Below are 26556 nucleotides of genomic sequence, written 5' to 3' on the forward strand. Positions count from 1 at the left end.
AGCTGGCGCGGTCAGTGTAGGAGCGGCCTTGCGTCGCGAAAGGGGTGCGAAGCGCCCCCAGGTTTCCAGCTTCGCCACAGATATCGCTGGGGCCGCTTTGCGGCCCTTTCGCGACGCAAGGCCGCTCCTACAGGGACCGCGCAGCGTCACATTGGTCAGTCCTTCCAGAAGGGTTTGCGCCCTTCTGTACGGGCCTGCTCCCAGCTCAGCCCGACATCGCGCAACTCGTCATCGGTCAGTTGCAGCAGCGCCCTGCGGGTATGCCAGCGATGCAGCATCAGCCCCAAACGCCCGAGTCCTTGCGGCGCGTTGAACACCTTGGCCTGCTGCCCGGCTTCCAGCTCCTTGGCCAACAGTTGCAAGCGCACATCGCTCATGCCACCCATCACTGCACCCTCCCGTTCAGTTGATACCGTGGAGAAAGCATGCGCGTCGGCACCATCGACAATACAGATCCAATACAACCTTATTATTCCCATACAGAATTAGCCATTGGCCGACTGAATGCTGTATTTTCACCCCAACTGTACCGGTCGCTATGCCAATGCAGCGCAGGAGTATGCCGTGACCCTTTACCTGAACCTCGCCGAACTACTCGGCGCCCGCATCGAGCAGGGCCTGTACCGCCCCGGCCAACGCCTGCCGTCGGTACGAGCCCTGAGCGTGGAGCATGGGGTCAGCCTAAGCACCGTGCAGCAGGCCTATCGCATGCTCGAAGACAGCGGCATGGTCTCGCCACGGCCCAAGTCCGGCTACTTCGTCAGTGACCACCGCCACCTGCCGGCCCTGCCTGCCGTCAGCCGCCCGGCCCAGCGCCCGGTGGATATTTCACAGTGGGAGCAGGTGCTGGAGCTGATACGCAGCACCCCGCGCAAGGACGTGATCCAGCTTGGTCGTGGCATGCCCGACATCGACAGCCCCACCCTGAAGCCGCTGCTGCGCAGCCTCGCCCAGCTGAGCCGGCGCCAGGACATGCCTGGCCTGTACTACGACAACATCCATGGCAACCTGGCCCTGCGCGAACAGGTGGCCCGGCTGGTGCTCGACTCCGGCTGCCGCCTGGGTGCTGCCGACCTGGTGATCACCACCGGCTGCCATGAGGCGTTGTCCTGCAGCATCCGAGCGGTTTGCGAGCCTGGCGACATCGTTGCGGTCGACTCGCCGAGCTTCCACGGCGCCATGCAAACCCTCAAGGGCCTGGGCATGAAAGCGCTGGAAATCCCCACTGACCCGGTCACCGGCATCAGCCTGGAAGCGCTGGAGCTGGCTCTGGAGCAGTGGCCGATCAAACTCATCCAGATCACCCCCAGCTGCAACAACCCGCTGGGTTACATCATGCCCGAGGCGCGCAAGAAGGCCCTGCTGAGCCTGGCTCAACGCTATGACGTGGCGATTCTGGAAGACGATGTGTACGGCGACCTGGCCTACACCTACCCGCGCCCGCGCACCCTCAAGTCGTTCGACGACGATGGCCGCGTGCTGCTCTGCAGCTCGTTCTCCAAGACCCTCGCCCCCGGCCTGCGGGTCGGCTGGGTGGCGCCCGGGCGCTACCTGGAGCGCGTGCTGCACATGAAGTACATCAGCACTGGCAGCAGCGCCAGCCAGCCGCAACTGGCCATCGCCGACTTCATCGCCGGCGGGCACTACCAGCCCCACGTGCGGCGCATGCGTAGCCAGTACCAGCGTGGCCGCGACCTGATGAGCGACTGGGTAACCCGTTACTTCCCGCCAGGCACCCGGGTCAGCCGGCCCCAGGGCGGCTTCATGCTGTGGGTGGAATTACCCGAACATTTCGATACGCTGCGGCTAAACCGCGCTTTACTGGAGCAAGGCGTGCAGGTTGCCGTAGGCAGCATCTTCTCGGCCTCGGGCAAGTTCCGCCACTGCCTGCGCATGAACTTCGCCGCGCGGCCGACGCCGCAGATCGAAGCCGCCGTGCGCAAGGTAGGTGAAACCGCCCTTCGTCTACTGGATGAAGAAAGCGCCGACGCGTAACTTTGCGCCGCCCGCCACGGTCCAACCCCTAAAGCCCTTGCTGCACAGGACGATCCACCCTTGACACTCCAGCGAGCCTTGCCTCTGCTGCTGGTGCTGTCGCTCGGCCTTGCCGGCTGCGCCAGCGTCAGTGCGCCCCGCGAAACCAGCCAGGCGCTGCCCGCCAACGACTCGGCATTCGGCCGTTCGGTGCTGCGCCAGGCCGCGCCATACGGCGGCCGCTCGGGCTTTCGCCTGCTGCCCAACAGCAACGAGGCATTTCGCGCCCGTGCCGAGCTGATCCGCAACGCCCAGGCGAGCATCGACCTGCAGTACTACATTGTCCACGACGGCCTCAGCACCCGCGCCCTGGTGCATGAGCTGCTGCGCGCCGCCGACCGTGGCGTGCGCGTGCGCATCCTGCTGGACGACACCACCAGCGATGGCCTGGACACCATCATGGGCACCCTCGATGCCCACCCGAACATCCAGATTCGCGTGTTCAACCCGCTGCACCTGGGCCGCAGCACCGGTTTTACGCGCGCTGCCGGCCGGCTGTTCAACCTGTCCCGCCAGCACCGGCGCATGCACAACAAGCTGTTCCTGGTGGACAACAGCATGGCCATCGTCGGCGGGCGCAACCTGGGCGACGAGTATTTCGATGCCGAGCCCAACCTCAATTTCACCGACATCGACTTGCTGGGTGTGGGCCCGGTGGCCGAGCAATTGGGGCACAGCTTCGACCAGTACTGGAACAGCGCCCTCAGCCGGCCGATCACCGACTTCCTCTGGTATGACCCGGATGCCAACGACCTGCGTGCCAGCCGCCACCGCCTGGAAGTGTCGCTGGCCGAAGCCAGAACCCGGCGCAAGGCCCTGTACGATCGCTTGATGGCCTACCAGTCGCAGCCGCGCCTGGACGTCTGGCGCAATGAGCTCATCTGGGCCCACGCCCAGGCGCTATGGGATGCGCCAAGCAAGGTGCTAGCCGACGACGAACCTGACCCGCAACTGCTGCTGAGCCAGCAGCTGGCGCCGGACCTGGCCAGCGTGCAGCGCGAGCTGATCCTGATGTCGGCCTATTTCGTACCGGGCGAACCGGGCCTGCTGTACCTGACCGGCCGCGCCGACGCCGGCGCCTCGGTGAAGCTGCTGACCAATTCGCTGGAGGCAACCGATGTGCCGGCGGTGCATGGTGGATATGCGCCCTATCGCCGTGCCTTGCTTGAGCATGGCGTACAGCTGTTCGAACTGCGGCGCCAGCCGGGCGACCCCAGCGCGAGGCGACTGAGCTTCCGTGGCAGTTCGGATTCAAGCTTGCACACCAAGGCAATCGTGTTCGACCGGCGCAAGACGTTCATCGGGTCGTTCAACTTCGACCCACGTTCAGTGCTGTGGAACACTGAAGTCGGGGTGCTGGTGGACAGCCCGGAGCTGGCCGAATACACCCGCGAGCTGGCCCAACAGGGTATGGCGCCTGCGTTGAGCTACCAGGTGAAGCTGGTGGGCGACAAGCTGGTGTGGGCGACCGAGGACCATGGCAAACGGCATATGCTGACCTCTGAGCCAGGGGGGATCTGGCGGCGGTTCAATGCCTGGGTCAGCAAGGCGGTTGGCTTGGAGAAGATGCTGTAGCCGCAAATGCGGGGGGCCGCCTTGCGGCCCCAAAATCCATCAGGCAGACACTGCCTCGAAAGCCCCGCGCCGCTGGGTCAACACCACCAGCCCGGCAGCCCCTGCTGCCATCAGGAACAACAACGCATGCCCGCTGACCCACTGGCTCCCCGCCCCCGCCAGCAAAGGCCCGAGCAAGCAGCCAATACCCCACAACTGCGCAACATGGGCATTCGCCCGCACCAATTCATCATCCCGGTAGCGCTCGCCAATCAGCACCAGCGACAGGGTAAACAGGCCACCAGCACTGGCGCCGAACAACACCCACAATGGCCAGATCACCGGCGTATGCAACAGCAGCGGAATCGCCAGGCTAGAAACCAGCAACGTCACTGCACAGCCTGTAAACAGCGTACGGCGCGACATATGGTCAGCCAGCGCGCCAATAGGCAACTGCAACACTGCATCCCCCACCACCACGGTACTGACCATGAACAGGGCGATTTCGGTGCTGAAGCCCTGCTGCAGGCAATACACCGGCAGCAAGGTGAGGATCATCGCCTCGAACGAAGCGAACAGGGCAATGGCCCAGGCGATTACCGGCAAACGCCGGCAGAAGGCGAACAGGTCGCGGAAGGTGACACTGCAGGCTTCGGTGCTCGGCGCACCGCCACGCCCCAGCAGCACCAGCGGCGCGGCCAGCAACAGGCCGGTCGCGGCCCAGAAACCGAAGTCGTCATCAGAGCCGAGAAAGCCCAGCACCAACGGCCCGGCCAGCTGGCTCAGGGCGTAGCTGCTGCCATACAGCGCCACCAACCGGCCACGCCACTGCTCGACCACCAATTGGTTGATCCAGCTTTCGCCGAGGATGAACACCACGGTCAGGGACATGCCGATCATCAGCCGCAGCAGCAGCCACAGCGGGTAACTGGGCAACAGTGCGAGCAGGCCGATCGACAGCGCCCCACCCCACAGGCACAGGCGCATCGCCGAAGGCACGCCCACCCAGCCTGCCAGGCGGCTGGCCAGGCTGGCACCTGCCAATACCCCCAGCGCCGGCATCGCCGCCATCACGCCGATGGCAAAGCTGCCGTAGCCCCAGGCCTCCAGGCGCAGGGACACCAGCGGCATGCTCACGCCGAGCGCCAGCCCGACGCTGAGCACCGATGCCAGTACGGCGAAATAGGTACCCCAACGCATTGCAGCCTCCCAGCAGAATTCTTGAACAGCAAAAACGACGAAGCCGGGGCAGCGTAAGCCGACCCGGCTATGGCTGGGGCTGCTGTGCAGCCCCCTTCACTGGATTACAGCTTGATCCAGGTCGCCTTCAGCTCGGTGTATTTCTCCAGCGCATGCAGCGACTTGTCACGACCGTTGCCCGACTGTTTGAAGCCACCAAACGGCGCGGTCATGTCGCCGCCGTCGTACTGGTTGACCCAGACGCTGCCAGCGCGCACGGCACGGGCGGTCTTGTGGGCCTTGGAAATGTCCGAGGTCCAGATACCAGCCGCCAGGCCATACGGCGTGTCGTTGGCAATGGCGATGGCTTCTTCGGCGGTGTCGAAGGCGATCACCGACAGCACAGGGCCAAAGATTTCTTCCTGGGCAATGCGCATGGCGTTGGTCACGCCGTCGAAGATGGTCGGCTCGACGTAGGTGCCGCCAGTCTCTTCCAGGGTGCGCTTGCCGCCGGCCAGCAGCTTGGCGCCGTCCTGGTGGCCAGCCTCGATGTACGACAGCACGGTGTTCATCTGCTGGGTGTCGACCAGGGCACCGACCGTGGTCTGTGGGTCCAGCGGGTTGCCTGGCTTCCAGCCTTTGAGGGCCTCGACCACCATCGGCAGGAATTTGTCCTTGATCGAACGCTCGACCAGCAGACGCGAGCCTGCGGTGCACACTTCGCCCTGGTTGAAGGCGATGGCGCTGGCAGCGGCCTCAGCGGCAGCTTGCAGGTCCGGCGCATCGGCGAAGACGATGTTCGGGCTCTGCCGCCGGCTTCCAGCCAGATGCGCTTCATGTTCGATTCACCCGCGTAAACCATCAACTGCTTGGCGATCTTGGTGGAACCGGTGAACACCAGGGTGTCGACGTCCATGTGCAGGGCCAAAGCCTTGCCCACGGTGTGGCCGTAACCTGGCAGCACGTTCAGCACACCAGCCGGGATGCCGGCTTCGATGGCCAGCTGGGCGATGCGAATGGCCGTCAGCGGCGATTTTTCGGACGGCTTGAGCACCACCGAGTTACCGGTGGCCAGCGCAGGGCCGAGTTTCCAGCAAGCCATCAGCAGCGGGAAGTTCCACGGCACGATGGCACCCACCACGCCCACCGGTTCGCGGGTAACCAGGCCAAGCTGGTCGTGCGGGGTCGGGGCGACTTCGTCGTAGACCTTGTCGATGGCTTCGGCAGTCCAGTGGATGGCTTGGGCCGCACCTGGGATGTCGATGCTGGAGGAGTCGCCGATCGGCTTGCCCATGTCCAGGGTTTCCAGCAGCGCCAGCTCTTCGACGTTCTTGCGCAGCAGGTCGGCGAAGCGAATCAGCTTGGCCTTGCGCTTGGCCGGGGCCAGTTGCGACCAGACGCCGGAATTGAAGGTGGCGCGGGCGTTTTCCACAGCGCGATTGGCATCGGCCAGGTCGCAGCTGGCAACCTTGGCCAGGAAGCGTCCGTCGACCGGGCTCAGGCACTCGAAGGTTTCACCGGATGCGGCATCGGTGTATTCGCCGTTGATGAAGGCGCGGCCTTCGATCTTCAGTTGCTGGGCACGTTGTTCCCAGTCCGCACGGGTCAGGGTGGTCATACGAAACTCCTCCTCTTGTTTAGGTGCAACGCCGCACTGAGGACTCACAGGCGTTGTCAGAATTCTGGCCGGGCGACGAGCGCACACTGGCTAGCGATACCCTAAACCAGCCGGTGTAAACTATCAATATATTTGACACGGAAGGCCCAAATGCCTACTGATGTTCATTTTATTAAACAACAACAGGAGCCGCACCATGCGCATAGACAGCATCATCGACTTCGCCCAGGTCATCACAGAGGCCGAACGCTACCGCCCAGCGGCGGAAAAAATCCTCAAGGGTGAGCCAGACCAGGCGGTCTACAACCACTATTCCAGCCCGTGCGGGCAGTTTGCCGCTGGCGTGTGGGAGGGTGAGGTGGGCCAGTGGACGGTGAACTACACCGAGCATGAATACTGCGAGATCGTTCAGGGCGTTTCGGTGCTGCGCGACCAGGAAGGCGGAGCGAAAACCCTGCGTGCCGGCGATCGGTTTGTCATCCCCGCCGGGTTCAAGGGCACCTGGGAGGTGCTTGAGCCGTGCCGCAAGATCTATGTGATGTTCGAGCAGAAATGACCTGAGGCCAACGCAGGCATAAAAAAACCCGCGTCCTTTCGGATGCGGGTTTTTTCAGGTTGCCGATCAATTACTTGATCTTGGCTTCCTTGTACACCACGTGCTTGCGAACAACCGGATCATATTTCTTGATCTCGATTTTGTCCGGAGTGGTGCGCTTGTTCTTGTCGGTGGTGTAGAAGTGGCCGGTACCGGCACTCGAAACCAGACGGATCAATTCACGCATGATGTTCTCCCTTAAACCTTGGCGCCAGCTTTACGGATGTCAACCAGAACGGCGTCGATGCCGCGCTTGTCGATGATACGCATGCCCTTGGCGGAAACGCGCAGACGCACGAAACGCTTCTCGGATTCAACCCAGAAACGGTGGTGCTGCAGGTTCGGCAGGAAACGACGACGGGTTTTGTTGTTTGCGTGGGAAATGTTGTTCCCGGTTACTGGACCCTTACCAGTAACTTGACAGACTCTCGACATGACTCAGCCCTCTAAAACCACATGCCCAACCCGGCATGGGTTGGCCGCTTAATCTCTCAGTCTTTGGCGCCTGGGCGCCGTGATTCTGGAGGTCTTATCGACCGGATCCGCTTATGCGACAGGCCGAGCCCCTAGAAAAGAGCGCTGCTTTATACCAGAAAGACTTGGCTGCAACAACAGGAGATGCACATTGCCGCACGCCAGAACGCGCCGGGCCAGCATAGCGGCAGGCCCCGCCAGCCGTCGACCACTCGTCGCCAGATTTGTAAAAAAGGGTGTGGTCATTTGCCGGCAGGCGCACTAGGGTAAGCCTTTTCCAGACTGCACTGGCAGATGGGCCACCGACAGCCAAGGAGCCACCATGCGTGCTGCCGCCCTTTCCTTATTGTTCAACTCTCTGTTCGCCGCCGGCGCTCTGTTCGCTGCCGGCGCAGCTCAGGCCGCGCCGCTGAGCGTTTGCAGCGAAGCCAGCCCCGAAGGCTTCGACGTGGTGCAGTACAACTCGCTGACCACGACCAACGCCACGGCTGACGTGCTGATGAACCGCCTGGTGGAGTTCGACGCGGCGCAAGGCAAGGTGGTGCCAAGCCTGGCGGCCAGTTGGGCAGTATCGGCCGACGGCCTGGTGTATGACTTCACCCTGCGCGACGGCGTGAAGTTCCACAGCACCGCCTACTTCAAGCCAAGCCGCGAGCTGAACGCCGACGATGTGTTGTTCAGCTTCCAGCGCATGCTCTACCCGGCACATGCGTGGCACAAGACGGCACCGGGCGGCTACCCGCATGCTCAGTCGCTGCAGTTGGGCAGCCTGATCAAGGCGATCGAGGCACCTGCACCGAACGCCGTGCGCTTCACCCTCAGCCACCCGGACGCTACCTTCCTGGCCACCCTGAGCATGGGCTTCGCCTCGATCTACTCCGCCGAGTATGCCGACAAGCTGCTCAAGGCCGGTACGCCCGAGAAGCTCAACAGCCAGCCGATCGGCACCGGGCCGTTCGTATTCCAGCGCTTCCAGAAGGACGCCGTGGTGCGCTACCGCGCCAACCCGGACTACTTCGCCGGCAAGCCGGCGGTCGACCCGCTGATCTTCGCCATTACCACCGATGCCAATGTGCGCCTGCAGAAGCTCAAGCGGGGCGAGTGCCAGGTTGCCTTGTCGCCCAAGCCGCTGGACATTGCCGAAGCAGGCAAGGACAGCAACCTCAAGGTAGCCACGACGCCGGCGTTCATGACCGCCTTCGTCGCCATCAACAGCCAGCACCCGCCGCTGGACAAGCCGGAAGTGCGCCAGGCCATCAACCTGGCCTTCGACAAGCAGGCTTACCTCAAGGCCGTGTTCGAAGACTCCGCAGTGGCCGCCAACGGCCCCTACCCGCCCAATACCTGGAGCTACGCCAAGGACCTGCCCGGCTACCCGCTGGACCAGAAGAGAGCCAAGGCGCTGCTGGCCAAGGCCGGCTTGGCCGAAGGCTTCAGCACCACGATCTGGACCCGCCCGTCGGGTAGCCTGCTCAACCCCAACCCCAGCCTTGGTGCACAGATGCTGCAGGCCGACCTGGCCAAGATCGGCATCAAGGCCGAGATCCGCGTGATCGAATGGGGTGAACTGATCCGCCGTGCCAAGGCGGGCGAGCATGACTTGCTGTTCATGGGCTGGGCAGGCGACAACGGCGACCCGGACAACTTCCTCAGCCCGCAGTTTTCCTGTGCGGCGGTCGAGTCGGGCACCAACTTTGCCCGTTTCTGCGACAACCGCCTGGACCAGCTGATCAGCGCCGGGCGCACCACCAACGACCAGAGTGTGCGCAGCCGGCTTTACCAGCAGGCGCAGACGCTGATTCAGCAGCAGGCGCTGTGGGTGCCACTTGCGCACCCGACGGCGGCGACCTTGCTGCGCCAGGAGGTCGAGGGGTATCAGGTGAGCCCGTTCGGGCGACTGGATTTCAGCAAGGTGTCGGTGACCAAGTAAACCTGCACCGGCCTCTTCGCGGGCTCGCCCGCGAAGAGGCCCTAACAGGCAGCACAAAGGCCTAAGCCACAATCCACCCATGCTCGACCATCGACAACGGCTCCCCGTCGCCGATGATAATGTGGTCCAGCACCCGCACATCGATCAATGCCAGCCCCCTCTTCAGCGACAGGGTCAAATGCACATCGTCCTGGCTCGGCTCACTGCTACCCGAAGGGTGGTTGTGGCACAGGATCAAAGCCGCTGCGTTATGCAGCAACGCCCGCCGCACCACCTCCCGAGGGTAGACACTTGCCCGGTCTATCGTGCCCCTGAACAGGATTTCGAAAGCCAACGGCCTGTGCTTGCTGTCGAGAAACAGGCAACCGAAAACTTCACTGACCTCATGGCGCAACATGGCCTTGAGGTACCGCCGCACCGCCGCCGGGCCGTCAAGAGCCGCTGCGCGCTTGATGTTCTCGTCCAGATATCGCCGACCAATCTCCAACAGCGCCTGCAACTGTGCGTACTTCACCATCCCAATGCCTGGCTCACGTAACACCGCTTCGCGCTCAGCTTCAAGAAACTGCCTGAGCCCGCCGAAACGCACCAACAGCCCCCTCGCAAGGTCCAACACATTGCGCCCGGCAACGCCAGAGCCCAGCAACACGGCAAGCAATTCGGCGTCCGTCAACACCACCGCCCCTCGCTGCAACAACTTCTCCCTAGGCCGTTCTTCCGCCGGCCACTCCCTGATATTCATCCCGCCCCCTGCCCTTGCTGCGGCCCATTTCGACCCTGTGTTAATCTATTTCGCCTCGTACATGCGACGTACTGCCGCAGGCAATTTCAAACGTCGCCGCCCGCTCTCACTGGAAAAAGGCAAGCCTATGCAGCGGCTGTATCGCAAGCGCATCGTTCTCGGCGTGGGTGGCGGCATTGCCGCCTACAAAAGCGCCGAGCTGATTCGCCGTCTCCTGGAGCACGGCGCGCAAGTGCGCGTCGTCATGACCCGTGGTGGGGCCGAGTTCATCACCCCGCTGACCCTGCAGGCGCTGTCGGGCCACCCGGTGCACATGGACCTGCTGGACCCGGCCGCCGAAGCGGCCATGGGCCATATCGAACTGGCCAAGTGGGCCGACCTGGTGCTGATCGCCCCGGCCACGGCCGACCTCATGGCGCGCATGGCCCAAGGCATGGCTGACGACCTGCTGACCACCCTGGTGCTGGCCACCGACGCCACCGTCGCCGTCGCCCCGGCCATGAACCAGGCCATGTGGCGCGACCCGGCTACACAAGCCAACCTTGAGCTGCTCAAGAGCCGTGGCATCCAGGTGTTCGGCCCTGCCTCCGGCAGCCAGGCCTGTGGTGACGTGGGGCTTGGCCGCATGCTCGAAGCCACCGACCTGGCCTGGTGCGCCGCAGAAAGCTTCAAGCGCCAGGCACTGACCGGCAAGCACGTGCTGATCACCGCCGGCCCGACCCAGGAAAACATCGACCCGGTGCGCTACATCACCAATCATAGCTCCGGCAAGATGGGCTTCGCCCTGGCCGAAGCGGCTGCCGAAGCCGGGGCTCGGGTTACCCTCGTCACCGGCCCTGTGCACCTGCCAACCCCCGACCGGGTCAGCCGCATCGACGTGGTCAGCGCGCGGGACATGCTCGCGGCCTGTGAAGCGGCCATACCGTGCGACCTGTTCATCGCCTCGGCGGCGGTCGCGGACTACCGTCCTGAAGTGGTTGCCACACAGAAACTCAAGAAAGATCCTACGACCGGCGACGGCATGCTGCTGCAGATGGTGCGCAATCCCGATATCCTTGCCACCCTTGCTGGCCGCGCCGACCGCCCGTTCAGTGTCGGCTTCGCCGCCGAAACCGAGCACTTGCTCGATTACGCCACGCGCAAGCTCAAGGACAAGAACCTCGACCTGATCGTCGCCAATGATGTGGCCAACCCCAGCATCGGCTTCAACAGCGAAGAAAACGCCTTGACCGTGATCGACCGCCAGCAGCACCAGACTCTCTTCGCGCAGACCAGCAAGGGCAAGATCGCCCGGCAACTGGTCGCCTTCATCGCCGAACGGCTCAACCAGGTTCAATAAGTTACATGCACGCTCTTCAAGCCAAGATCCTCGACCCACGCCTGGGCAGCGAATTCCCGCTGCCGACTTACGCAACCCCCGGCTCCGCCGGCCTGGACCTGCGCGCCCTGCTCAAGGAAGACACCGCCCTCGAGCCAGGCCAGACCCTGCTGATTCCGACCGGCCTGTCGATCTACATCGGCGACCCAGGCCTGGCGGCAGTCATCCTGCCCCGCTCGGGCCTGGGCCATAAGCACGGCATCGTGCTGGGCAACCTGGTCGGCCTGATCGACTCGGACTACCAGGGCGAGCTGATGGTTTCGTGCTGGAACCGCGGCAACACGCCGTTCACCATCGCAGTTGGCGAACGTATCGCCCAGCTGGTGCTGGTACCGGTGGTGCAGGCCCATTTCGACATCGTTGAAGCATTCGATGAAAGCCAGCGTGGCGCTGGCGGCTTTGGTCATTCCGGCAGCCACTGAGCCGGCAAATGACCGTTCAGGCCAAGGATGGCGAACTCTCTGGCGAAAGCACCGTCCAAGCGTTCAGTTTGCGCCTGCCCAGAAAGCCTTTGATTATTGGAGCTTCCAGAGATGAACGACATGGCCCACCTGGTCCCCGCCGCACTACCAGACAGCATTTTCCGCGCGTATGACATTCGCGGCGTGGTCGGCAAAACCCTTCATGCCGATACCGCCTACTGGATCGGCCGCGCCATCGGTGCACAGAGCCTGGCCCAGGGCGAACCGCAGGTTTCGGTAGGGCGCGATGGCCGCCTGTCGGGCCCGATGCTGGTCGAACAGCTGATCAAAGGCCTGGTCGATGCCGGTTGCCAGGTCAGCGACGTTGGCCTGGTACCCACCCCGGCGCTGTACTACGCGGCCAATGTGCTGGCCGGCAAGTCCGGCGTGATGCTGACCGGCAGCCACAACCCGTCGGACTACAACGGTTTCAAGATCGTCATTGCCGGCGACACCCTGGCCAACGAGCAGATCCAGGCCCTGCTGACCCGCCTGAAAACCAACGACCTGACCCTGGCCCAAGGCCGCGTGGAAAAGGTCGAGATCCTTGACCGCTACTTCCAGCAGATCGTCGGCGACGTAAAGCTGGCGAAAAAGCTCAAGGTGGTGGTGGACTGCGGCAACGGCGCCGCCGGCGTGATCGCACCGCAGCTGATCGAAGCCCTGGGCTGCGAAGTGATCCCGCTGTTCTGCGAGGTCGACGGCAACTTCCCCAACCACCACCCAGACCCAGGCAAGCCGGAAAACCTCGAAGACCTGATCGCCAAGGTCAAGGAAACCGGCGCTGACATCGGCCTGGCCTTCGACGGTGACGGCGACCGCGTCGGCGTGGTGACCAACACGGGCAGCATCGTCTACCCGACCGCCTGCTGATGCTGTTTGCCCAGGATGTACTGGCGCGCAACCCCGGTGCCGAGATTATCTTCGACGTCAAATGCACCCGTCGCCTGAGCCCGCTGATCGAGCAACACGGCGGCCGCGCGCTGATGTGGAAGACCGGCCATTCGTTGATCAAGAAGAAGATGAAACAGACCGGTTCGCTGCTGGCCGGCGAAATGAGCGGTCACATCTTCATCAAGGAACGCTGGTACGGTTTTGACGACGGCATCTACAGCGCCGCGCGCCTGCTGGAGATCCTCAGCAAGGCCGGGCAGAGCGCCGAAAACCTGTTTGCCGCCTTCCCGAACGATATTTCCACGCCGGAAATCAATATTGATGTGACCGACGAGGGTAAATTCAGCATCATTGATGCACTGCAACGCGACGCCGACTGGGGCGAAGCCAGCCTGACTACCATCGACGGTGTGCGGGTGGACTACACCCACGGCTGGGGCCTGGTTCGCGCCTCCAACACCACCCCGGTGCTGGTGCTGCGCTTCGAGGCCGACAGCGACGCCGAATTGCAACGTATCAAGGATGTATTCCGTACCCAGTTGCTGCGGGTTGAGCCTGAGCTGCAACTGCCGTTCTGACCGACTATCTGTTCCTTACAGGAGCCCTGCATGACCCTCGATCGCGATGCCGCTTCCCATGTAGCCGAGGTTTTGTCCGAAGCACTGCCTTACATCCGCCGCTTTGTCGGCAAGACCCTGGTGATCAAGTACGGCGGCAACGCGATGGAAAGCGAGGAGCTCAAGACCGGCTTCGCCCGCGACATCGTGCTGATGAAGGCTGTGGGCATCAACCCCGTGGTAGTCCACGGTGGCGGCCCGCAGATCGGCGACCTGCTCAAGCGTCTGTCGATCGAAAGCCACTTCATCGATGGCATGCGCGTCACCGACTCGGCGACCATGGATGTGGTGGAGATGGTGCTGGGTGGCCAGGTGAACAAGGACATCGTCAACCTGATCAACCGCCACGGCGGCAGCGCGATCGGCCTGACCGGCAAGGATGCGGAGCTGATCCGCGCCCGCAAGCTGACCGTCAGCCGCCAGACGCCCGAGATGACCACCCCGGAAATCATCGACATCGGCCACGTGGGCGAAGTGGTGAGCGTGAACACCGACCTGCTGAACATGCTGGTGAAAGGCGACTTCATCCCGGTGATCGCGCCAATCGGCGTGGGCGCCAACGGTGAGTCGTACAACATCAACGCCGACCTGGTGGCAGGCAAGGTAGCCGAGGCGCTGAAGGCCGAGAAGCTGATGCTGCTGACCAACATCGCCGGCCTGATGGACAAGCAGGGCCAGGTACTGACCGGCCTGACCACCGAGCAGGTCAACGAACTGATCGCCGACGGCACCATCTATGGCGGCATGCTGCCGAAGATCAAGTGTGCGCTGGATGCGGTGCAGGGCGGCGTGAACAGCTCGCACATCATCGATGGCCGCGTGCCGAACGCTGTGCTGCTGGAAATCTTCACCGACAGCGGCGTGGGTACCCTGATCACCAACCGCAAGCCGCGCTGAGTGATCGATTAGCCGGTACAGGTGATACAAAAAAGGCGATCTTCTTGCGAAGGTCGCCTTTTTCGTTACCAGGCCGGGATCAGATCCCGTACTGCGCCCGGTACGCCTCTACAGCCGGCAGATGCTGCTTGAGCTGCGGATCGTCCGCCAGGAATTCCAGCACCTGGGTCAGCGAAACGATGCTGACCACCGGGATACCGAAGTCACGCTCCACTTCCTGGATCGCCGACAGTTCGCCATTGCCACGCTCTTCGCGGTTCAGCGCGATCAGCACGCCAGCGGCCTTGGCCTGCTGGGCGTTGATGATCTGCATGACCTCACGGATAGCGGTACCGGCAGTGATCACGTCGTCGATGATCAGCACGTCACCGGCCAGCGGCGCGCCGACCAGGCTGCCGCCTTCGCCATGGTCCTTGGCTTCCTTGCGGTTGAAGCACCAAGGCACGTCGAGCTGATGCTGGTCGGCAAGGGCCACGGCGGTGGTCGCCGCCAAAGGGATACCCTTGTAGGCCGGGCCGAACAGCACGTCGAACGGGATCTTGCTGTCGACGATGGCGGCGGCATAGCAACGCCCCAGCTCCGCCAGTGCGGAACCGGTGTTGAACAGGCCGGCATTGAAGAAATACGGGCTGGTACGCCCCGATTTCAGGGTGAATTCACCGAAACGCAGTACCCCGCGATCGATGGCAAAACGGATAAAGTCGCGCTGATACGGCTGCATGGATAGTCCCGGATACCACGGATTTAGCTAAATGGGTTGAGCTCGGGTATCATACACGCACGAGATTTTTGGGGCCATTTATGCGGATCATCAGTGTGAACGTTAATGGCATTCAGGCTGCAGCCGAGCGTGGATTGCTCAGCTGGTTGCAAGCCCAGAATGCCGACGTCATCTGCCTTCAGGATACCCGCGCCTCGGCCTTTGAACTCGACGACCCAGCTTTCCAGCTCGATGGCTATTTCCTTTATGCCTGCGACGCGGAGGTGCCCGCCCAAGGTGGTGTGGCCCTTTATTCGCGCATGCAGCCCAAGGCAGTCATCACCGGCCTGGGCTTCGAGACAGCCGACCGCTACGGGCGTTACCTGCAAGCAGATTTCGACAAAGTCAGTATTGCCAGCCTGCTGTTGCCTTCGGGCATGAACGGCGACGAAGACTTGAACCAGAAGTTCAAGTTGATGGACGACTTCGCCAAGTACCTGGACAAGCAGCGTCGCAAGCGTCGCGAATACATCTACTGCGGCTCGTTCTACGTGGCGCAGCAGAAGCTCGACATCAAGAACTGGCGTGACAGCCAGCAGTCGCCGGGTTTCCTGGCGCCGGAACGCGCCTGGATGGATGCGATCACTGGCGAGATGGGCTACGTCGATGCCCTGCGCGAAGTCAGCCGTGAAGGCGACCAGTACAGCTGGTGGCCAGACAACGAGCAGGCCGAGATGCTCAACCTGGGCTACCGGTTCGACTACCAGATCCTCACGCCGGGCCTGCGCCGCTTCGTGCGCAATGCTCGCCTGCCGCGTCAGCCGCGCTTCTCCCAGCATGCGCCGCTGATCGTGGACTATGACTGGACGTTGACCATCTGAGTGCTGTTCAGATACGAAAAAGCCGACATTAATGTCGGCTTTTTCGTATCTACAGGAACAGTCAGTCAGCCAGTGCGGCCTGCTGCAGTTCGAAGATCTCGTTCATGCCCTTCTGCGCCAGGGCGAGCATGGCGTTGAAGTCTTCCGGCTGGAACGGTGCGCCTTCGGCAGTACCCTGCACTTCGATGAAGCCGCCGGCACTGGTCATGACCACGTTCAGGTCGGTTTCGGCAGCGGAGTCTTCCGGGTAGTCCAGGTCAAGTACGGCTTCGCCCTGGTACATGCCCACCGACACGGCAGCGATCATGTGCTTGAGCGGGTTGCCGGCCTTGAGGCCACCGCGCTTCTTGATCACCGCCAGGGCATCGCACAGGGCGACCATGGCGCCAGTGATGGACGCGGTACGGGTACCGCCATCGGCCTGGATCACGTCGCAGTCAACGTACAGGGTGATGTCACCGAGCTTGCTCATGTCGAGCGCCGCACGCAGCGAACGACCGATCAGGCGCTGGATTTCCAGGGTGCGGCCACCCTGCTTGCCACGGCTGGCTTCGCGCTGGTTACGTTCGCCGGTGGAGCGCGGCAGCATGCCATATTCGGCGGTCAGCCAGCCTTGGCCCTGGCCTTTGAGGAAGCGCGGTACACCGTTTTCCACGCTGACCGTGCAAATGACCTTGGTGTCACCGAACTCAACCAGTACCGACCCTTCGGCGTGCTTGGTGTAGTTGCGGGTGATGCGGATCGAGCGGAGCTGATCGGCGGCGCGACCACTTGGACGTTTCATCTGGGATACCTGTACTGGGACTTTGAATCTGCCGAGCATTATAGAGCCCGCAGCCTGGGGAAGACATGCCTATTGTCGCGCCCGGCACAGCCCGTCGCCTTTTCCTACTTGCGCGGCCACCCGTCGGTAACATAGGTGGATTGGGCGCCACGGCCCCACTGCGCTACAATCCTGCGCCTTGCAGCCAAGAGGCTGCCACCGTTCATTCATCTACGCGAGGTACTCCCCATGGTGCACAGCATGACCGCTTTTGCTCGTGTCGAGCGCGCCGGCAGCCAAGGCACCCTGGTCTGGGAGCTGCGCTCGGTCAACCACCGCTACCTGGAGCCGCACCTGCGTCTGCCCGAGGCCCTGCGCGACCTCGAAGGCGGTGTACGTGAAGGCCTGCGCCAGGGCCTTTCGCGAGGCAAGGTGGAGTGCACCTTGCGCCTCAACGAAGACAGCAACGGCAAACCGCTGAAGGTGGACCACGCGCGCGCCGCGCAACTGGTTGCCGCGGCCGAGGAAGTCGCCAGCCTGATCAAGCAGCCAGCGCCCTTGAACCCCCTGGAAGTGCTGTCGTGGCCGGGCGTGCTGGTGGCTGACACCAGCGACCCGCAGGCCCTGAACGCTGAAGCCATGGCGCTGTTCGACGAAGCACTGGCCGAGCTCAAGGCCGGGCGCCAGCGCGAAGGCCAGGAACTGGCCCGGCTGATCAACGAGCGCCTGGACAACATGGCCAGCGAAGTCACCACCCTGCGCGCCTTGGTCCCGCAGATGCTGGCAGCACAGCGGCAAAAGATTCTCGACCGCTTCGGCGATATGCAGGCCGAGCTGGACCCGCAGCGCCTGGAGCAGGAGATGGTGCTGCTGGCCCAGAAGAGCGACGTGGCCGAAGAACTCGACCGCCTCAGCACTCACGTTACCGAAGTGCGCCGGGTACTCAAGGGTGGCGGCGCCGCCGGCCGACGCCTGGATTTCCTGATGCAGGAACTCAACCGCGAAGCCAACACCCTCGGCTCCAAGGCCTTCGACCCACGCAGCACGCAAGCGGCGGTCAACCTGAAGGTATTGATCGAACAGATGCGTGAACAAGTACAGAACATCGAGTAAGGCCACCCCGACCATGAACCACAGCAGCGGCACCCTCTACATCGTTTCGGCCCCTTCGGGCGCCGGCAAGACCAGCCTGGTAACGGCCCTGACCAAGGACGACCAGCAAATCCGCGTCTCGGTCTCGCACACCACCCGCGCCATGCGCCCGGGCGAGGAACACGGGGTGAACTACCACTTCGTGGTCCACGAAGAATTCAAGGCGCTGATCCAGCAAGGCGACTTCCTGGAGCATGCCGAAGTGTTCGGCAACTTCTACGGCACCTCGCGCAGTGCGCTGCAGCAGACCCTGGACCAGGGCTATGACCTGATCCTGGAAATCGACTGGCAAGGCGCCCAGCAGGTGCGCAAGCTGATGCCCCAGGCATTGTCTGTGTTCATTTTGCCGCCAAGCCAGGAAGCGCTTCGTCAGCGCCTGGACGGCCGCGGGCAGGACAGCGAAGAAATCATCGCCGGGCGTATGAAGGAAGCGGTCAGCGAGATGGTGCACTACGACGAGTATGACTACGTGATCATCAATGATGATTTCGACGTGGCGCTGGAAGACTTGAAAGCGGTGTTCCGCTCCAATCGCCTGCTGTTGAAGAAACAGCAACAGCGTCATGCGGCGCTGCTGAAGCAAATGATCGGCTGAAGATTGATGGGGCCTCTTCGAGGCCCTTTCGCGACACAAGGCCGCTCCCACAGGAGATTGAGTTCCTTGTGAGAGCGGCCTTGTGTCGCGCCAGGGGCGCAAAGCGCCCCCCGCTTTATTCCTGCAGCGGCAGGGTAGCCTGCTGACGCAGGGTAGCCCCCAGGAAGTATGCCGGCGCGCGCATGCGCGACAGCATCATCAACCCGATGCCCAGCACCGAGATGATCGCGGCAATCACGAACACCAGCCCCAGCCCGCCCACATGCGAGCCACTGCCGAAGTCCGGCGAGGCGCTGTCGATGGCGGTACGCGCGAAGATCACCGACAAGATCACCCCACCCACCAGCGGGCACAGGCCGCGCATGATGAAGTGGCGCAGGCTGTCGAACAGGCTGTCGCGGAAATACCAGACGCAGGCGAACGCGGTCAGCGAATAGTAGAAGCAGATCATCATGCCCAGCGCGGTGATGGTATCCGCCAGCACGTTCTCGCTGAGGGTACGCATGGTCACGTAGAACAGCCCTGCCGCCAGGCCAGCGCAGATGGTGGCGTAGCGCGGGGTTTGCGAACGCGGGCAGACGCTGGCGAACTTCGGCGGTACCGCACCGTAGTAACCCATGGCCAACAGGGTGCGCGCCGGTGCCACGAAAGTGGACTGCAGCGACGCCGCGGTGCTGGCCAGCACTGCGATGGACATCAGGATCGCCAGCGGCCCCATGACCGGGCCGGCCAGGTGAGCGAACACGTTCTCCTGGATACGCGGGTTGTTCAGGCCCAGGCCCGTTTCGCTGATACCCGCGAACTGCAGGGTGGCGATGGCGGTGAACAGATACAGGCCAAGAATCAGCATCACGGTCCAGGTGGCGGCCTTGCCCGGTACCTCTTCGCTGCCCACCGATTCTTCACTGACGGTCAGGCAGGTGTCCCAGCCCCAGAAGATGAAGATCGACAACGACAGCCCGGCGGCAAAGGCCGAGAACGACTCGACGCCGAACGGGTTGAACCAGGCGAAGTCGAACTCCAGCGGTGGCGGCGCCGTGGTACCGCCGAAGGCGGCAACGGCAAAGCCGATCAACACCACCAACTGCAAGGCCACCAGGCCGTATTGCACGGTCATGGTGGTGGCTATACCGCGGCAGCAGATCCACACCGCCAGGGCGATGAACACGCAACAGGTGGTGATGTTGATCAGCAGGTTGTCAGCCAAGGCCGCCAGCTCATGCTTGCCAGTGATCTGGCCCAGGAACAGGTAGAAGAAGTCGACTGCCACCCCCGCCAGGTTCGACAGCACGATAGTCGTGGCAACCACCAGTCCCCAGCCGCCGATCCAGCCGATCATCGGGCCGAATGCTCGCGCCGACCAGGTAAACGAAGTGCCGCTGTCCGGCTCTGCCGAGTTCAGTTCGCGGTAGCCCAGGGCCACTAGCAACATCGGCAGGAAGCCGACGATGAACACGGCAGGCAGGTGGGCACCGACCTCACGCACGGTCGGGCCAAGGGCGCCGGTCAGGGTGTAGACCGGGGCGATGGTGGAAATGCCCAGCACCACGCTGGCCAACAAGCCCAAACGGCCTTTGGCCAGGCCTTTGCTGCGTTGAGTGTTGCCCGCGTCGGCCGCCACGTCGGGTGGGCGGCCGGCTTCTGTATAATTGCTCATGAGTATTTGCCGTAAATTTTGGAATTGTTTTCACAGGCCTTGCGTACAAGGCCCGCTTTCACTCATTGAAAGCTTGCTGCCGGGACAAGTCATCCGAGACCTTCGGCTGACGTCAGAATCATTCCTGCCGTGCACCCTCCCGTGCTGCATAGGCAATGCAGGCCTCGCGAAACGCCTGAAACAGGCGCAGCGAGACCGGGTTTTCGTTGAAGCGCCACTCCGGGTGCCACTGCACGCCAAGCACAAAGCCCGGCGCGTCGGGCATGGACACTGCTTCGATCAGGCCATCCGGGGCCCGTGCCTCGACGCGCAGGCCTGGGGCCAGGCGGTCGATGCCCTGACTGTGCAGCGAGTTGACCTCGAACTGCGCCGCCAGGCCCAAGCGCTCGAACAACCCGCCAGGCTCGATGCCGACCGGGTGACGAGGGCCGTACTGCACCTCCAGGGGGGCATCCTCAGGTTCGCGGTGATCCAGGTATCCAGGCAGTTCCTGCACGCGCTGGTGCAGGCTGCCGCCAAGGGCCACGTTCAGTTCCTGGTAGCCACGGCAAATGCAGAACACCGGCACACCGGCGGCAATGGCCGCCTGCAGCAGCGGCAGGGTCAGGCGATCACGCGCCAGGTCATGCCGGGTACCTGCCACACTGGGGGCGCCATTGTAATGATGCGGTTCGATATTTGAAGGCGAGCCGGTAAAAACAATGCCGTGCAGGCGAGCCAGCAGCGCATGCGTGTCGCTGCCGCCATCACGGGCCGGCAAGATCAGCGGTAAGCCGGCAAAGCCGGCCGCCTCGACATACTTGTCGCCCACCGTGTGCGACGAGTTCTTCCCCACCTGCTGACGGCAGGCGCTGACACCGATCAAGGGGACCGCAGTTGCGCTCATGGGCTTACACCGTGTGCAGGTACCAGTTGTACTCGAGGTCGGAAATCGACACTTCGAACTCGGCCAGTTCGCTTTCCTTGCAGGCCACGAAGATATCGATGTAGTCCGGGCTGATGTATTGGTTGAGAACTTCGCTGTCATCCAGCGCGCGCAGGGCGTCGCGCAGGTTGTTCGGCAGGCTTTGCTCCAGCTGTTCGTAGGAGTTGCCTTCGATCGGCGCCTGGGGCTCGACCTTGTTGGTCAGGCCGTGGTGAACACCGGCAAGGATCGCGGCGAGCATCAGGTACGGGTTGGCGTCGGCGCCAGCCACACGGTGCTCCAGGCGCACGTTGTCGCTGCTGTCGGTGGGCACGCGTACTGCCACGGTGCGGTTGTCCAGGCCCCAGCTCGGCGCATTGGGCACGTAGAACTGCGCACCGAAGCGGCGGTAGGAGTTGATGTTCGGGCACAGGAAGGCCATCGACGCCGGCATGGTTTCCAGCACGCCGCCAATGGCGTGGCGCAGCGTGTCGCTTTGCAGCGGGTCGTCACTGGCGAAGATGTTCTTGCCGGTTTTCTTGTCCAGCAGCGAAATGTGCACGTGCAGACCATTGCCTGCCTGACCTGGGTAGGGCTTGGCCATGAAGGTCGTGTCCATTTCATGGTCGTAGGCCACGTTCTTGATCAGGCGCTTGAGCAGAATCGCGTAGTCGCACGCCTTCAGCGGATCAGCCACATGGTGCAGGTTGACCTCGAACTGCGCCGGGGCGCTTTCCTTGACGATGGCGTCGGCGGGCAGGCCTTGTTCCTTGGCTGCTTCGAGCATGTCCTGCAGGCAGTCGGCGTATTCGTCGAGGTCGTCGATCAGGTACACCTGGGTTGACTGCGGGCGCTTGCCGGAAATCGGTGAGCGCGGCGGCTGTGGACGACCGTTGAGGTTGTCCTGGTCGATCAGGTAGAACTCCAGCTCGAACGCCGCGCAGATATCCAGGCCCAGGTCGTCGAACTTGCTCACCACCTGGCGCAGCACTTCACGCGGGTCGGCGAAGAACGGCTGGCCATCCAGTTCGTGCATGGTCATCAGCAACTGCGCGGTGGGGCGCTTCTGCCAGGGCTCGTCCGACAGCGTGCCGGGATCGGGAAGCAGATGCGGTCGGCATCGCCGATGTCCAGGCCAAGGCCGGTGCTCTCGACCGTGGAGCCGTTGATGTCCAGGGCGAACAGCGAAGCCGGCAGGTTGATGCCCTTCTCGTACACCTTGTGCAGGCTGGCCCGCTCGATGCGCTTGCCACGTACCACGCCATTCATGTCGGAGATCAGCAGGTCTACATACTGCGTGTCCGGATGGGCCTGGAGGAAGTCATTCATCTCGCTGGAAGAACTGGCGCACGGGGTTACCGACGTCATGGTGTACATCCTTTGATGTGCTGCGGCGATGTGGGGATACGGCTGGCGCCTCACGGGCGACGATGGTTGCAGCTGTTGTTCTTTTCACTTTCCCATCGTGGGGATTGGTTACCCGACCGGGCGCATTGATTCCGGGGGGCCGTTTCACTATAAAATGGCTCCGACGCAACAGACATTGGCAATTCGGCAAGCAGAGCGTGCACCAATGCAATATCAGATTACCCACGCCGACCTCTCTCTGGTCCTGGCACTGGAACGTGGCCGCTCGCTGGCCAAAGCCGCCGAGCTACTCAAAGTCGACGTTTCGACGGTGTTCCGCTCGATCCGCCGGCTGGAGTCGGCGCTGGGCACAGCCTTGTTCGTCAAGAGCCGCAAGGGCTACTTGCCGACCGACACCGCCCAGGCCCTGGCCGAGCAGGCCGAGCGCGCCGAGCAGGCGCTGGAGGCGGCGCGCATTGCCATGACCAGTGGCGAGCAAGTGGTCAGCGGCACGGTGCGCGTGACCTGTACCGAGGCGGTGATGCACAGCCTGCTGCTGCCGGCACTGGCCGAGTTCATGCCCAACTACCCGGCCTTGTCGCTGGAGATGGGCACCTCCAACACCTTCGCCAACCTCAGCCGGCGCGACGCCGACATCGCCTTGCGCCTGACCAACACGCCACCAGAGCACCTGGTGGGCCGCAACCTGGGCTCTACTTCTTATGTCGTCTGCGGCCAGCCGCAGTGGCGCGAACGCCTGACCGAGTCGCCCGGCAGCGTGCCGTGGATCGCCCCTGACGACTCGATGCAGGACCACCCCACGGTGGTCTGGCGCAACCAGCAGCACCCAGGGCTGAGCCCACGCTACCAGTGCAGCAGCATGTCGACCATCGCCCAGTTGGTCACCGCAGGCCTGGGCGTGGCGGCATTGCCGGACTACATGGTGCACGCGCTGCCTGGGGTGGATGCACTGAGCGGCCCGCTGCCCGGCTGCGACACCCAGCTGTGGCTGCTGACCCGGCCGGATTGCCGTGCATTGCGCTCGGTTCAGACCCTGTTCGAGGAACTGACCCCGCGGTTGCGTGACGCGATGCTCTGAGGTTATCGTCAGGCTCAAGTATCGCGGCTGTCTGTTCCGGCTCTTTCGCGGGCCAACCCACTTCCACGGGGCAGGCGATGCCTGAGCGAGCGGGTTGGCCACAAAGAAGCAAACACAGGGCTTCTAGGTGACCGCCCGGCAAAACAGCGCTTCCCTATTGGCTGGTGAATTTTTATACTATCGAGTCCGCCTGCCCATTATTGGGCTGCACGCCCACCGCAATTGCTACTGAGGAAGACCATGGCCCGCGTAACTGTTGAAGACTGCCTGGAACACGTGGATAACCGCTTCGAGCTGGTCATGCTCTCGACCAAGCGCGCTCGCCAGCTGGCGACCGGCGGCAAAGAGCCACGCGTTGCGTGGGAAAACGACAAGCCGACCGTTGTTGCCCTGCGCGAAATCGCCGAAGGCATCGTCACCAACGAATTCATCGCCGCTGAAGAGATCGTCACCGAGGATCCGGTGTTCGCCGCGTTCGAGGACGAGAACAACGAGGCTGTCTGATTGATGCCAGGTCGACGTCGCACGGCGCAAGGCCCTCTTCCTCGGCAGGAGGTGAACCCATGCCGGGTATAGAAGCCTTGGCCGAACGGCTGTCGACCTATCTTGGCCCCGAACAGGTCAACCTGGTCCGGCGCGCCTATTTCTATGCCGAACAGGCCCACGATGGGCAGCGCCGCCGCAGTGGCGAGCCCTACGTGACGCATCCGCTGGCCGTGGCCAGCATCCTCGCCGACATGCACATGGACCATCAGAGCCTGATGGCGGCCATGCTGCACGATGTGATCGAAGACACCGGCATCGCCAAGGAAGCCCTCAGCCAGCAGTTTGGCGAGACCGTGGCCGAGCTGGTCGATGGGGTCAGCAAGCTGACCCAGATGAACTTCGAGACCAAGGCCGAGGCGCAGGCCGAGAACTTCCAGAAGATGGCCATGGCCATGGCTCGCGATATCCGCGTGATCCTGGTCAAGCTGGCCGACCGCCTGCATAACATGCGCACCCTGGAAGTGCTGTCCGGCGAAAAGCGTCGGCGCATCGCCAAGGAAACCCTCGAAATCTACGCCCCCATCGCCAATCGCCTGGGGATGCACACCGTGCGCGTGGAGTTCGAAGACCTCGGTTTCAAGGCCATGCACCCGATGCGCTCGTCGCTGATTCACCGAGCGGTGAAAAGCGCACGCGGCAACCGTAAAGAGATCGTCGCCAAGATCGAGCACTCGCTGGCCAACTGCCTGGCCGCCGATGGTATCGAGGGCGAGGTCAGCGGCCGGCAGAAACACCTCTATGGCATCTACAAGAAGATGCGCGGCAAGCGCCGTGCCTTCAACGAGATCATGGACGTGTATGCCTTCCGCATCATCGTCGACAAGGTCGATACCTGCTACCGCGTGCTTGGCGCCGTGCACAACTTGTACAAGCCGCTGCCCGGTCGCTTCAAGGATTACATCGCGATCCCCAAGGCCAACGGCTACCAGTCGTTGCACACCACGCTGTTCGGCATGCACGGCGTGCCCATCGAAATCCAGATCCGCACCCGCGAGATGGAAGAGATGGCCAACAATGGCATCGCCGCGCACTGGCTGTACAAGTCCAACGACGACGAACAGCCCAAGGGCAGCCACGCCCGCGCGCGTCAGTGGGTCAAAGGCATCCTCGAGCTGCAGCAACGTGCCGGCAACTCGCTGGAATTCATCGAGAGCGTGAAGATCGACCTGTTCCCGGACGAGGTCTACGTGTTCACGCCCAAGGGCCGCATCATGGAGCTGCCCAAAGGCTCCACGGCCGTCGACTTCGCCTACGCGGTGCACACCGACGTCGGCAACAGCTGCATCGCCTGCCGCATCAACCGTCGCCTGGCGCCGCTGTCCGAACCGCTGCAAAGCGGCTCGACAGTGGAAATCGTCAGTGCCCCGGGCGCCCGACCGAACCCGGCCTGGCTCAACTTCGTGGTCACCGGCAAGGCGCGCACGCACATCCGCCACGCGCTCAAGCAGCAGCGCCGCTCCGAGTCCATCAGCCTGGGCGAGCGCCTGCTGAACAAGGTCCTCACCGGCTTCGACAGCAGCCTGGAAAAAATCCCCCAGGAGCGCATTCAAGCGATTCTGGCCGAGTACCGCCTGGAGCTGATCGAAGACCTGCTCGAGGACATCGGCCTGGGCAACCGCATGGCCTACGTGGTCGCCCGTCGCCTGCTGTCGGCCGAAGGCGAACAGCTGCCGGCGCCGGAAGGCCCGCTGGCGATCCGCGGTACCGAAGGCCTGGTGCTGAGCTACGCCAAGTGCTGCACACCGATCCCAGGTGACCCGATCGTCGGCCACCTGTCGGCAGGCAAGGGCATGGTCGTGCACCTGGAAAACTGCCGCAACATCAGTGAAATCCGCCATAACCCGGAAAAGTGCGTACAGCTCTCCTGGGCCAAGGACATCACCGGCGAGTTCAATGTCGAACTGCGTGTCGAACTGGAACACCAGCGCGGCCTGATCGCCCTGCTGGCCAGCAGTGTCAACGCCGCCGACGGCAACATCGAGAAAATCAGCATGGACGAACGCGACGGCCGTATCAGCGTGGTCCAACTGGTGGTCAGCGTGCACGACCGCGTGCACCTGGCGCGTGTGATCAAGAAGCTGCGTACCCTGACCGGTGTGGTCCGCATCACCCGCATGCGTACGTAGTCCGCCAACCGCAAGGAGTCATCATGAGCAAGACCGTCATCACCAGCGACAAGGCCCCAGCCGCCATCGGTACCTACTCGCAAGCGATCAAGGCCGGCAACACCGTGTACATGTCGGGCCAGATCCCGCTGGACCCGAAGACCATGGAACTGGTCGAAGGCTTCGAAGCCCAGACCGTGCAAGTGTTCGAGAACCTCAAGGCCGTGGCTGAAGCCGCTGGTGGTTCGTTCAAGGACATCGTCAAGCTGAACATCTTCCTCACCGACCTGAGCCACTTCGCCAAGGTCAACGAGGTGATGGGCCGCTACTTCGAACAGCCCTACCCAGCCCGCGCCGCCATCGGCGTAGCCGCGCTGCCGAAAGGCTCCCAGGTCGAAATGGACGCCATCCTGGTCATCGAATGATGCCCCTGG

Annotated in this window: 23 protein-coding genes and 3 pseudogenes; 15 read left to right on the forward strand and 11 right to left on the reverse strand. The window is 63.1% G+C overall.

Annotated elements, in window-relative coordinates:
- Positions 1-155: 155 nt before the first annotated feature.
- Positions 156-386, reverse strand: a complete 231-nt coding sequence (locus tag AB5975_09445) for a DUF1127 domain-containing protein (GenBank protein XDR22012.1) — start codon at positions 384-386, stop codon at positions 156-158.
- 178 nt (positions 387-564) lie between these two features.
- Here AB5975_09445 and AB5975_09450 point away from each other — a divergent pair, with 178 nt between their 5' ends.
- Entirely contained in the window at positions 565-1995 is a 1431-nt protein-coding gene (locus AB5975_09450; protein XDR22013.1) for a PLP-dependent aminotransferase family protein, read from the forward strand.
- A 60-nt stretch (positions 1996-2055) separates the two neighbouring features.
- Positions 2056-3609 (forward strand): phospholipase D family protein, encoded by a 1554-nt coding sequence (locus AB5975_09455; GenBank protein XDR22014.1) that lies wholly within the window; start codon positions 2056-2058, stop codon positions 3607-3609.
- 39 nt (positions 3610-3648) lie between these two features.
- On the opposite strand, the gene AB5975_09460 is transcribed toward AB5975_09455, so the two are convergent.
- The gene (locus tag AB5975_09460; protein XDR22015.1) at positions 3649-4788 is read right to left on the reverse strand and encodes an MFS transporter; all 1140 of its coding nucleotides are present in this window, start codon (positions 4786-4788) and stop codon (positions 3649-3651) included.
- A 104-nt stretch (positions 4789-4892) separates the two neighbouring features.
- Positions 4893-6385 (reverse strand): annotated as a pseudogene (locus AB5975_09465) (aldehyde dehydrogenase).
- Positions 6386-6581: 196 nt separating this feature from the next.
- Between AB5975_09465 and AB5975_09470 the strand changes: the two are divergent.
- Entirely contained in the window at positions 6582-6941 is a 360-nt protein-coding gene (locus tag AB5975_09470) for a cupin domain-containing protein (GenBank protein XDR22016.1), read from the forward strand.
- 70 nt (positions 6942-7011) lie between these two features.
- Here AB5975_09470 and rpmG read toward each other — a convergent pair whose 3' ends face one another.
- Positions 7012-7167 (reverse strand): 50S ribosomal protein L33, encoded by a 156-nt coding sequence (gene rpmG / locus AB5975_09475; protein ID XDR22017.1) that lies wholly within the window; start codon positions 7165-7167, stop codon positions 7012-7014.
- A gap of 11 nt (positions 7168-7178) precedes the next feature.
- Entirely contained in the window at positions 7179-7415 is a 237-nt protein-coding gene (gene rpmB, locus AB5975_09480) for a 50S ribosomal protein L28 (protein XDR22018.1), read from the reverse strand.
- 361 nt (positions 7416-7776) lie between these two features.
- Between rpmB and AB5975_09485 the strand changes: the two genes are divergently transcribed.
- A complete protein-coding gene (locus AB5975_09485; protein ID XDR22019.1) occupies positions 7777-9384 on the forward strand; it encodes an ABC transporter substrate-binding protein in 1608 nt (535 codons plus the stop codon).
- Positions 9385-9445: 61 nt separating this feature from the next.
- Here the strand turns inward: AB5975_09485 and radC are convergent, their stop codons facing one another.
- Positions 9446-10126: a DNA repair protein RadC gene (radC, locus tag AB5975_09490; GenBank protein ID XDR22020.1), complete on the reverse strand. Its 681-nt coding sequence runs from the start codon at positions 10124-10126 to the stop codon at positions 9446-9448.
- A gap of 127 nt (positions 10127-10253) precedes the next feature.
- Between radC and coaBC the strand changes: the two genes are divergently transcribed.
- From coaBC to argB, 4 genes and pseudogenes are all read left to right on the forward strand, one after another.
- Entirely contained in the window at positions 10254-11465 is a 1212-nt protein-coding gene (coaBC, locus tag AB5975_09495) for a bifunctional phosphopantothenoylcysteine decarboxylase/phosphopantothenate--cysteine ligase CoaBC (protein ID XDR22951.1), read from the forward strand.
- A 5-nt stretch (positions 11466-11470) separates the two neighbouring features.
- Positions 11471-11926: a dUTP diphosphatase gene (gene dut, locus AB5975_09500; GenBank protein ID XDR22021.1), complete on the forward strand. Its 456-nt coding sequence runs from the start codon at positions 11471-11473 to the stop codon at positions 11924-11926.
- 111 nt (positions 11927-12037) lie between these two features.
- Positions 12038-13437: pseudogene (locus AB5975_09505) on the forward strand (phosphomannomutase/phosphoglucomutase).
- 30 nt (positions 13438-13467) lie between these two features.
- Positions 13468-14373: an acetylglutamate kinase gene (gene argB / locus AB5975_09510; GenBank protein XDR22022.1), complete on the forward strand. Its 906-nt coding sequence runs from the start codon at positions 13468-13470 to the stop codon at positions 14371-14373.
- Between the two features lie 79 nt (positions 14374-14452).
- Here the strand turns inward: argB and pyrE are convergent, their stop codons facing one another.
- The gene (gene pyrE / locus AB5975_09515) at positions 14453-15094 is read right to left on the reverse strand and encodes an orotate phosphoribosyltransferase (GenBank protein ID XDR22023.1); all 642 of its coding nucleotides are present in this window, start codon (positions 15092-15094) and stop codon (positions 14453-14455) included.
- Between the two features lie 80 nt (positions 15095-15174).
- Here pyrE and AB5975_09520 point away from each other — a divergent pair, with 80 nt between their 5' ends.
- Entirely contained in the window at positions 15175-15954 is a 780-nt protein-coding gene (locus AB5975_09520) for an exodeoxyribonuclease III (protein ID XDR22024.1), read from the forward strand.
- 61 nt (positions 15955-16015) lie between these two features.
- Here the strand turns inward: AB5975_09520 and rph are convergent, their stop codons facing one another.
- Positions 16016-16738: a ribonuclease PH gene (rph, locus tag AB5975_09525; protein XDR22025.1), complete on the reverse strand. Its 723-nt coding sequence runs from the start codon at positions 16736-16738 to the stop codon at positions 16016-16018.
- 228 nt (positions 16739-16966) lie between these two features.
- Between rph and AB5975_09530 the strand changes: the two genes are divergently transcribed.
- Both AB5975_09530 and gmk read left to right on the forward strand, forming a co-directional pair.
- The gene (locus AB5975_09530) at positions 16967-17830 is read left to right on the forward strand and encodes a YicC/YloC family endoribonuclease (GenBank protein ID XDR22026.1); all 864 of its coding nucleotides are present in this window, start codon (positions 16967-16969) and stop codon (positions 17828-17830) included.
- Between the two features lie 13 nt (positions 17831-17843).
- The gene (gene gmk / locus AB5975_09535; protein XDR22027.1) at positions 17844-18464 is read left to right on the forward strand and encodes a guanylate kinase; all 621 of its coding nucleotides are present in this window, start codon (positions 17844-17846) and stop codon (positions 18462-18464) included.
- Between the two features lie 115 nt (positions 18465-18579).
- Here the strand turns inward: gmk and AB5975_09540 are convergent, their stop codons facing one another.
- The 3 genes and pseudogenes from AB5975_09540 to AB5975_09550 form a co-directional block, all read right to left on the reverse strand.
- Positions 18580-20121, reverse strand: a complete 1542-nt coding sequence (locus AB5975_09540; protein XDR22028.1) for an APC family permease — start codon at positions 20119-20121, stop codon at positions 18580-18582.
- A gap of 118 nt (positions 20122-20239) precedes the next feature.
- A complete protein-coding gene (locus AB5975_09545) occupies positions 20240-21007 on the reverse strand; it encodes a gamma-glutamyl-gamma-aminobutyrate hydrolase family protein (GenBank protein XDR22029.1) in 768 nt (255 codons plus the stop codon).
- A 4-nt stretch (positions 21008-21011) separates the two neighbouring features.
- Positions 21012-22393, reverse strand: a pseudogene (locus AB5975_09550) (glutamine synthetase family protein).
- A gap of 205 nt (positions 22394-22598) precedes the next feature.
- Between AB5975_09550 and AB5975_09555 the strand changes: the two are divergent.
- The 4 genes from AB5975_09555 to AB5975_09570 all read left to right on the forward strand — a co-directional run bounded on the left by AB5975_09555 (position 22599) and on the right by AB5975_09570 (position 26547).
- Complete coding sequence (locus AB5975_09555) at positions 22599-23471, forward strand: LysR family transcriptional regulator (protein ID XDR22030.1); 873 nt, start codon at positions 22599-22601, stop codon at positions 23469-23471.
- Between the two features lie 240 nt (positions 23472-23711).
- Positions 23712-23975, forward strand: coding sequence for a DNA-directed RNA polymerase subunit omega (gene rpoZ / locus AB5975_09560; protein ID XDR22031.1), 264 nt, complete (start codon positions 23712-23714; stop codon positions 23973-23975).
- Positions 23976-24034: 59 nt separating this feature from the next.
- Positions 24035-26143: a bifunctional GTP diphosphokinase/guanosine-3',5'-bis pyrophosphate 3'-pyrophosphohydrolase gene (gene spoT / locus AB5975_09565; GenBank protein ID XDR22032.1), complete on the forward strand. Its 2109-nt coding sequence runs from the start codon at positions 24035-24037 to the stop codon at positions 26141-26143.
- Between the two features lie 23 nt (positions 26144-26166).
- Positions 26167-26547, forward strand: a complete 381-nt coding sequence (locus AB5975_09570; GenBank protein ID XDR22033.1) for a RidA family protein — start codon at positions 26167-26169, stop codon at positions 26545-26547.
- Positions 26548-26556: the final 9 nt, after the last annotated feature.

This window comes from Pseudomonas putida (genome assembly GCA_041071465.1).
Lineage (GTDB): Bacteria > Pseudomonadota > Gammaproteobacteria > Pseudomonadales > Pseudomonadaceae > Aquipseudomonas > Aquipseudomonas putida_P.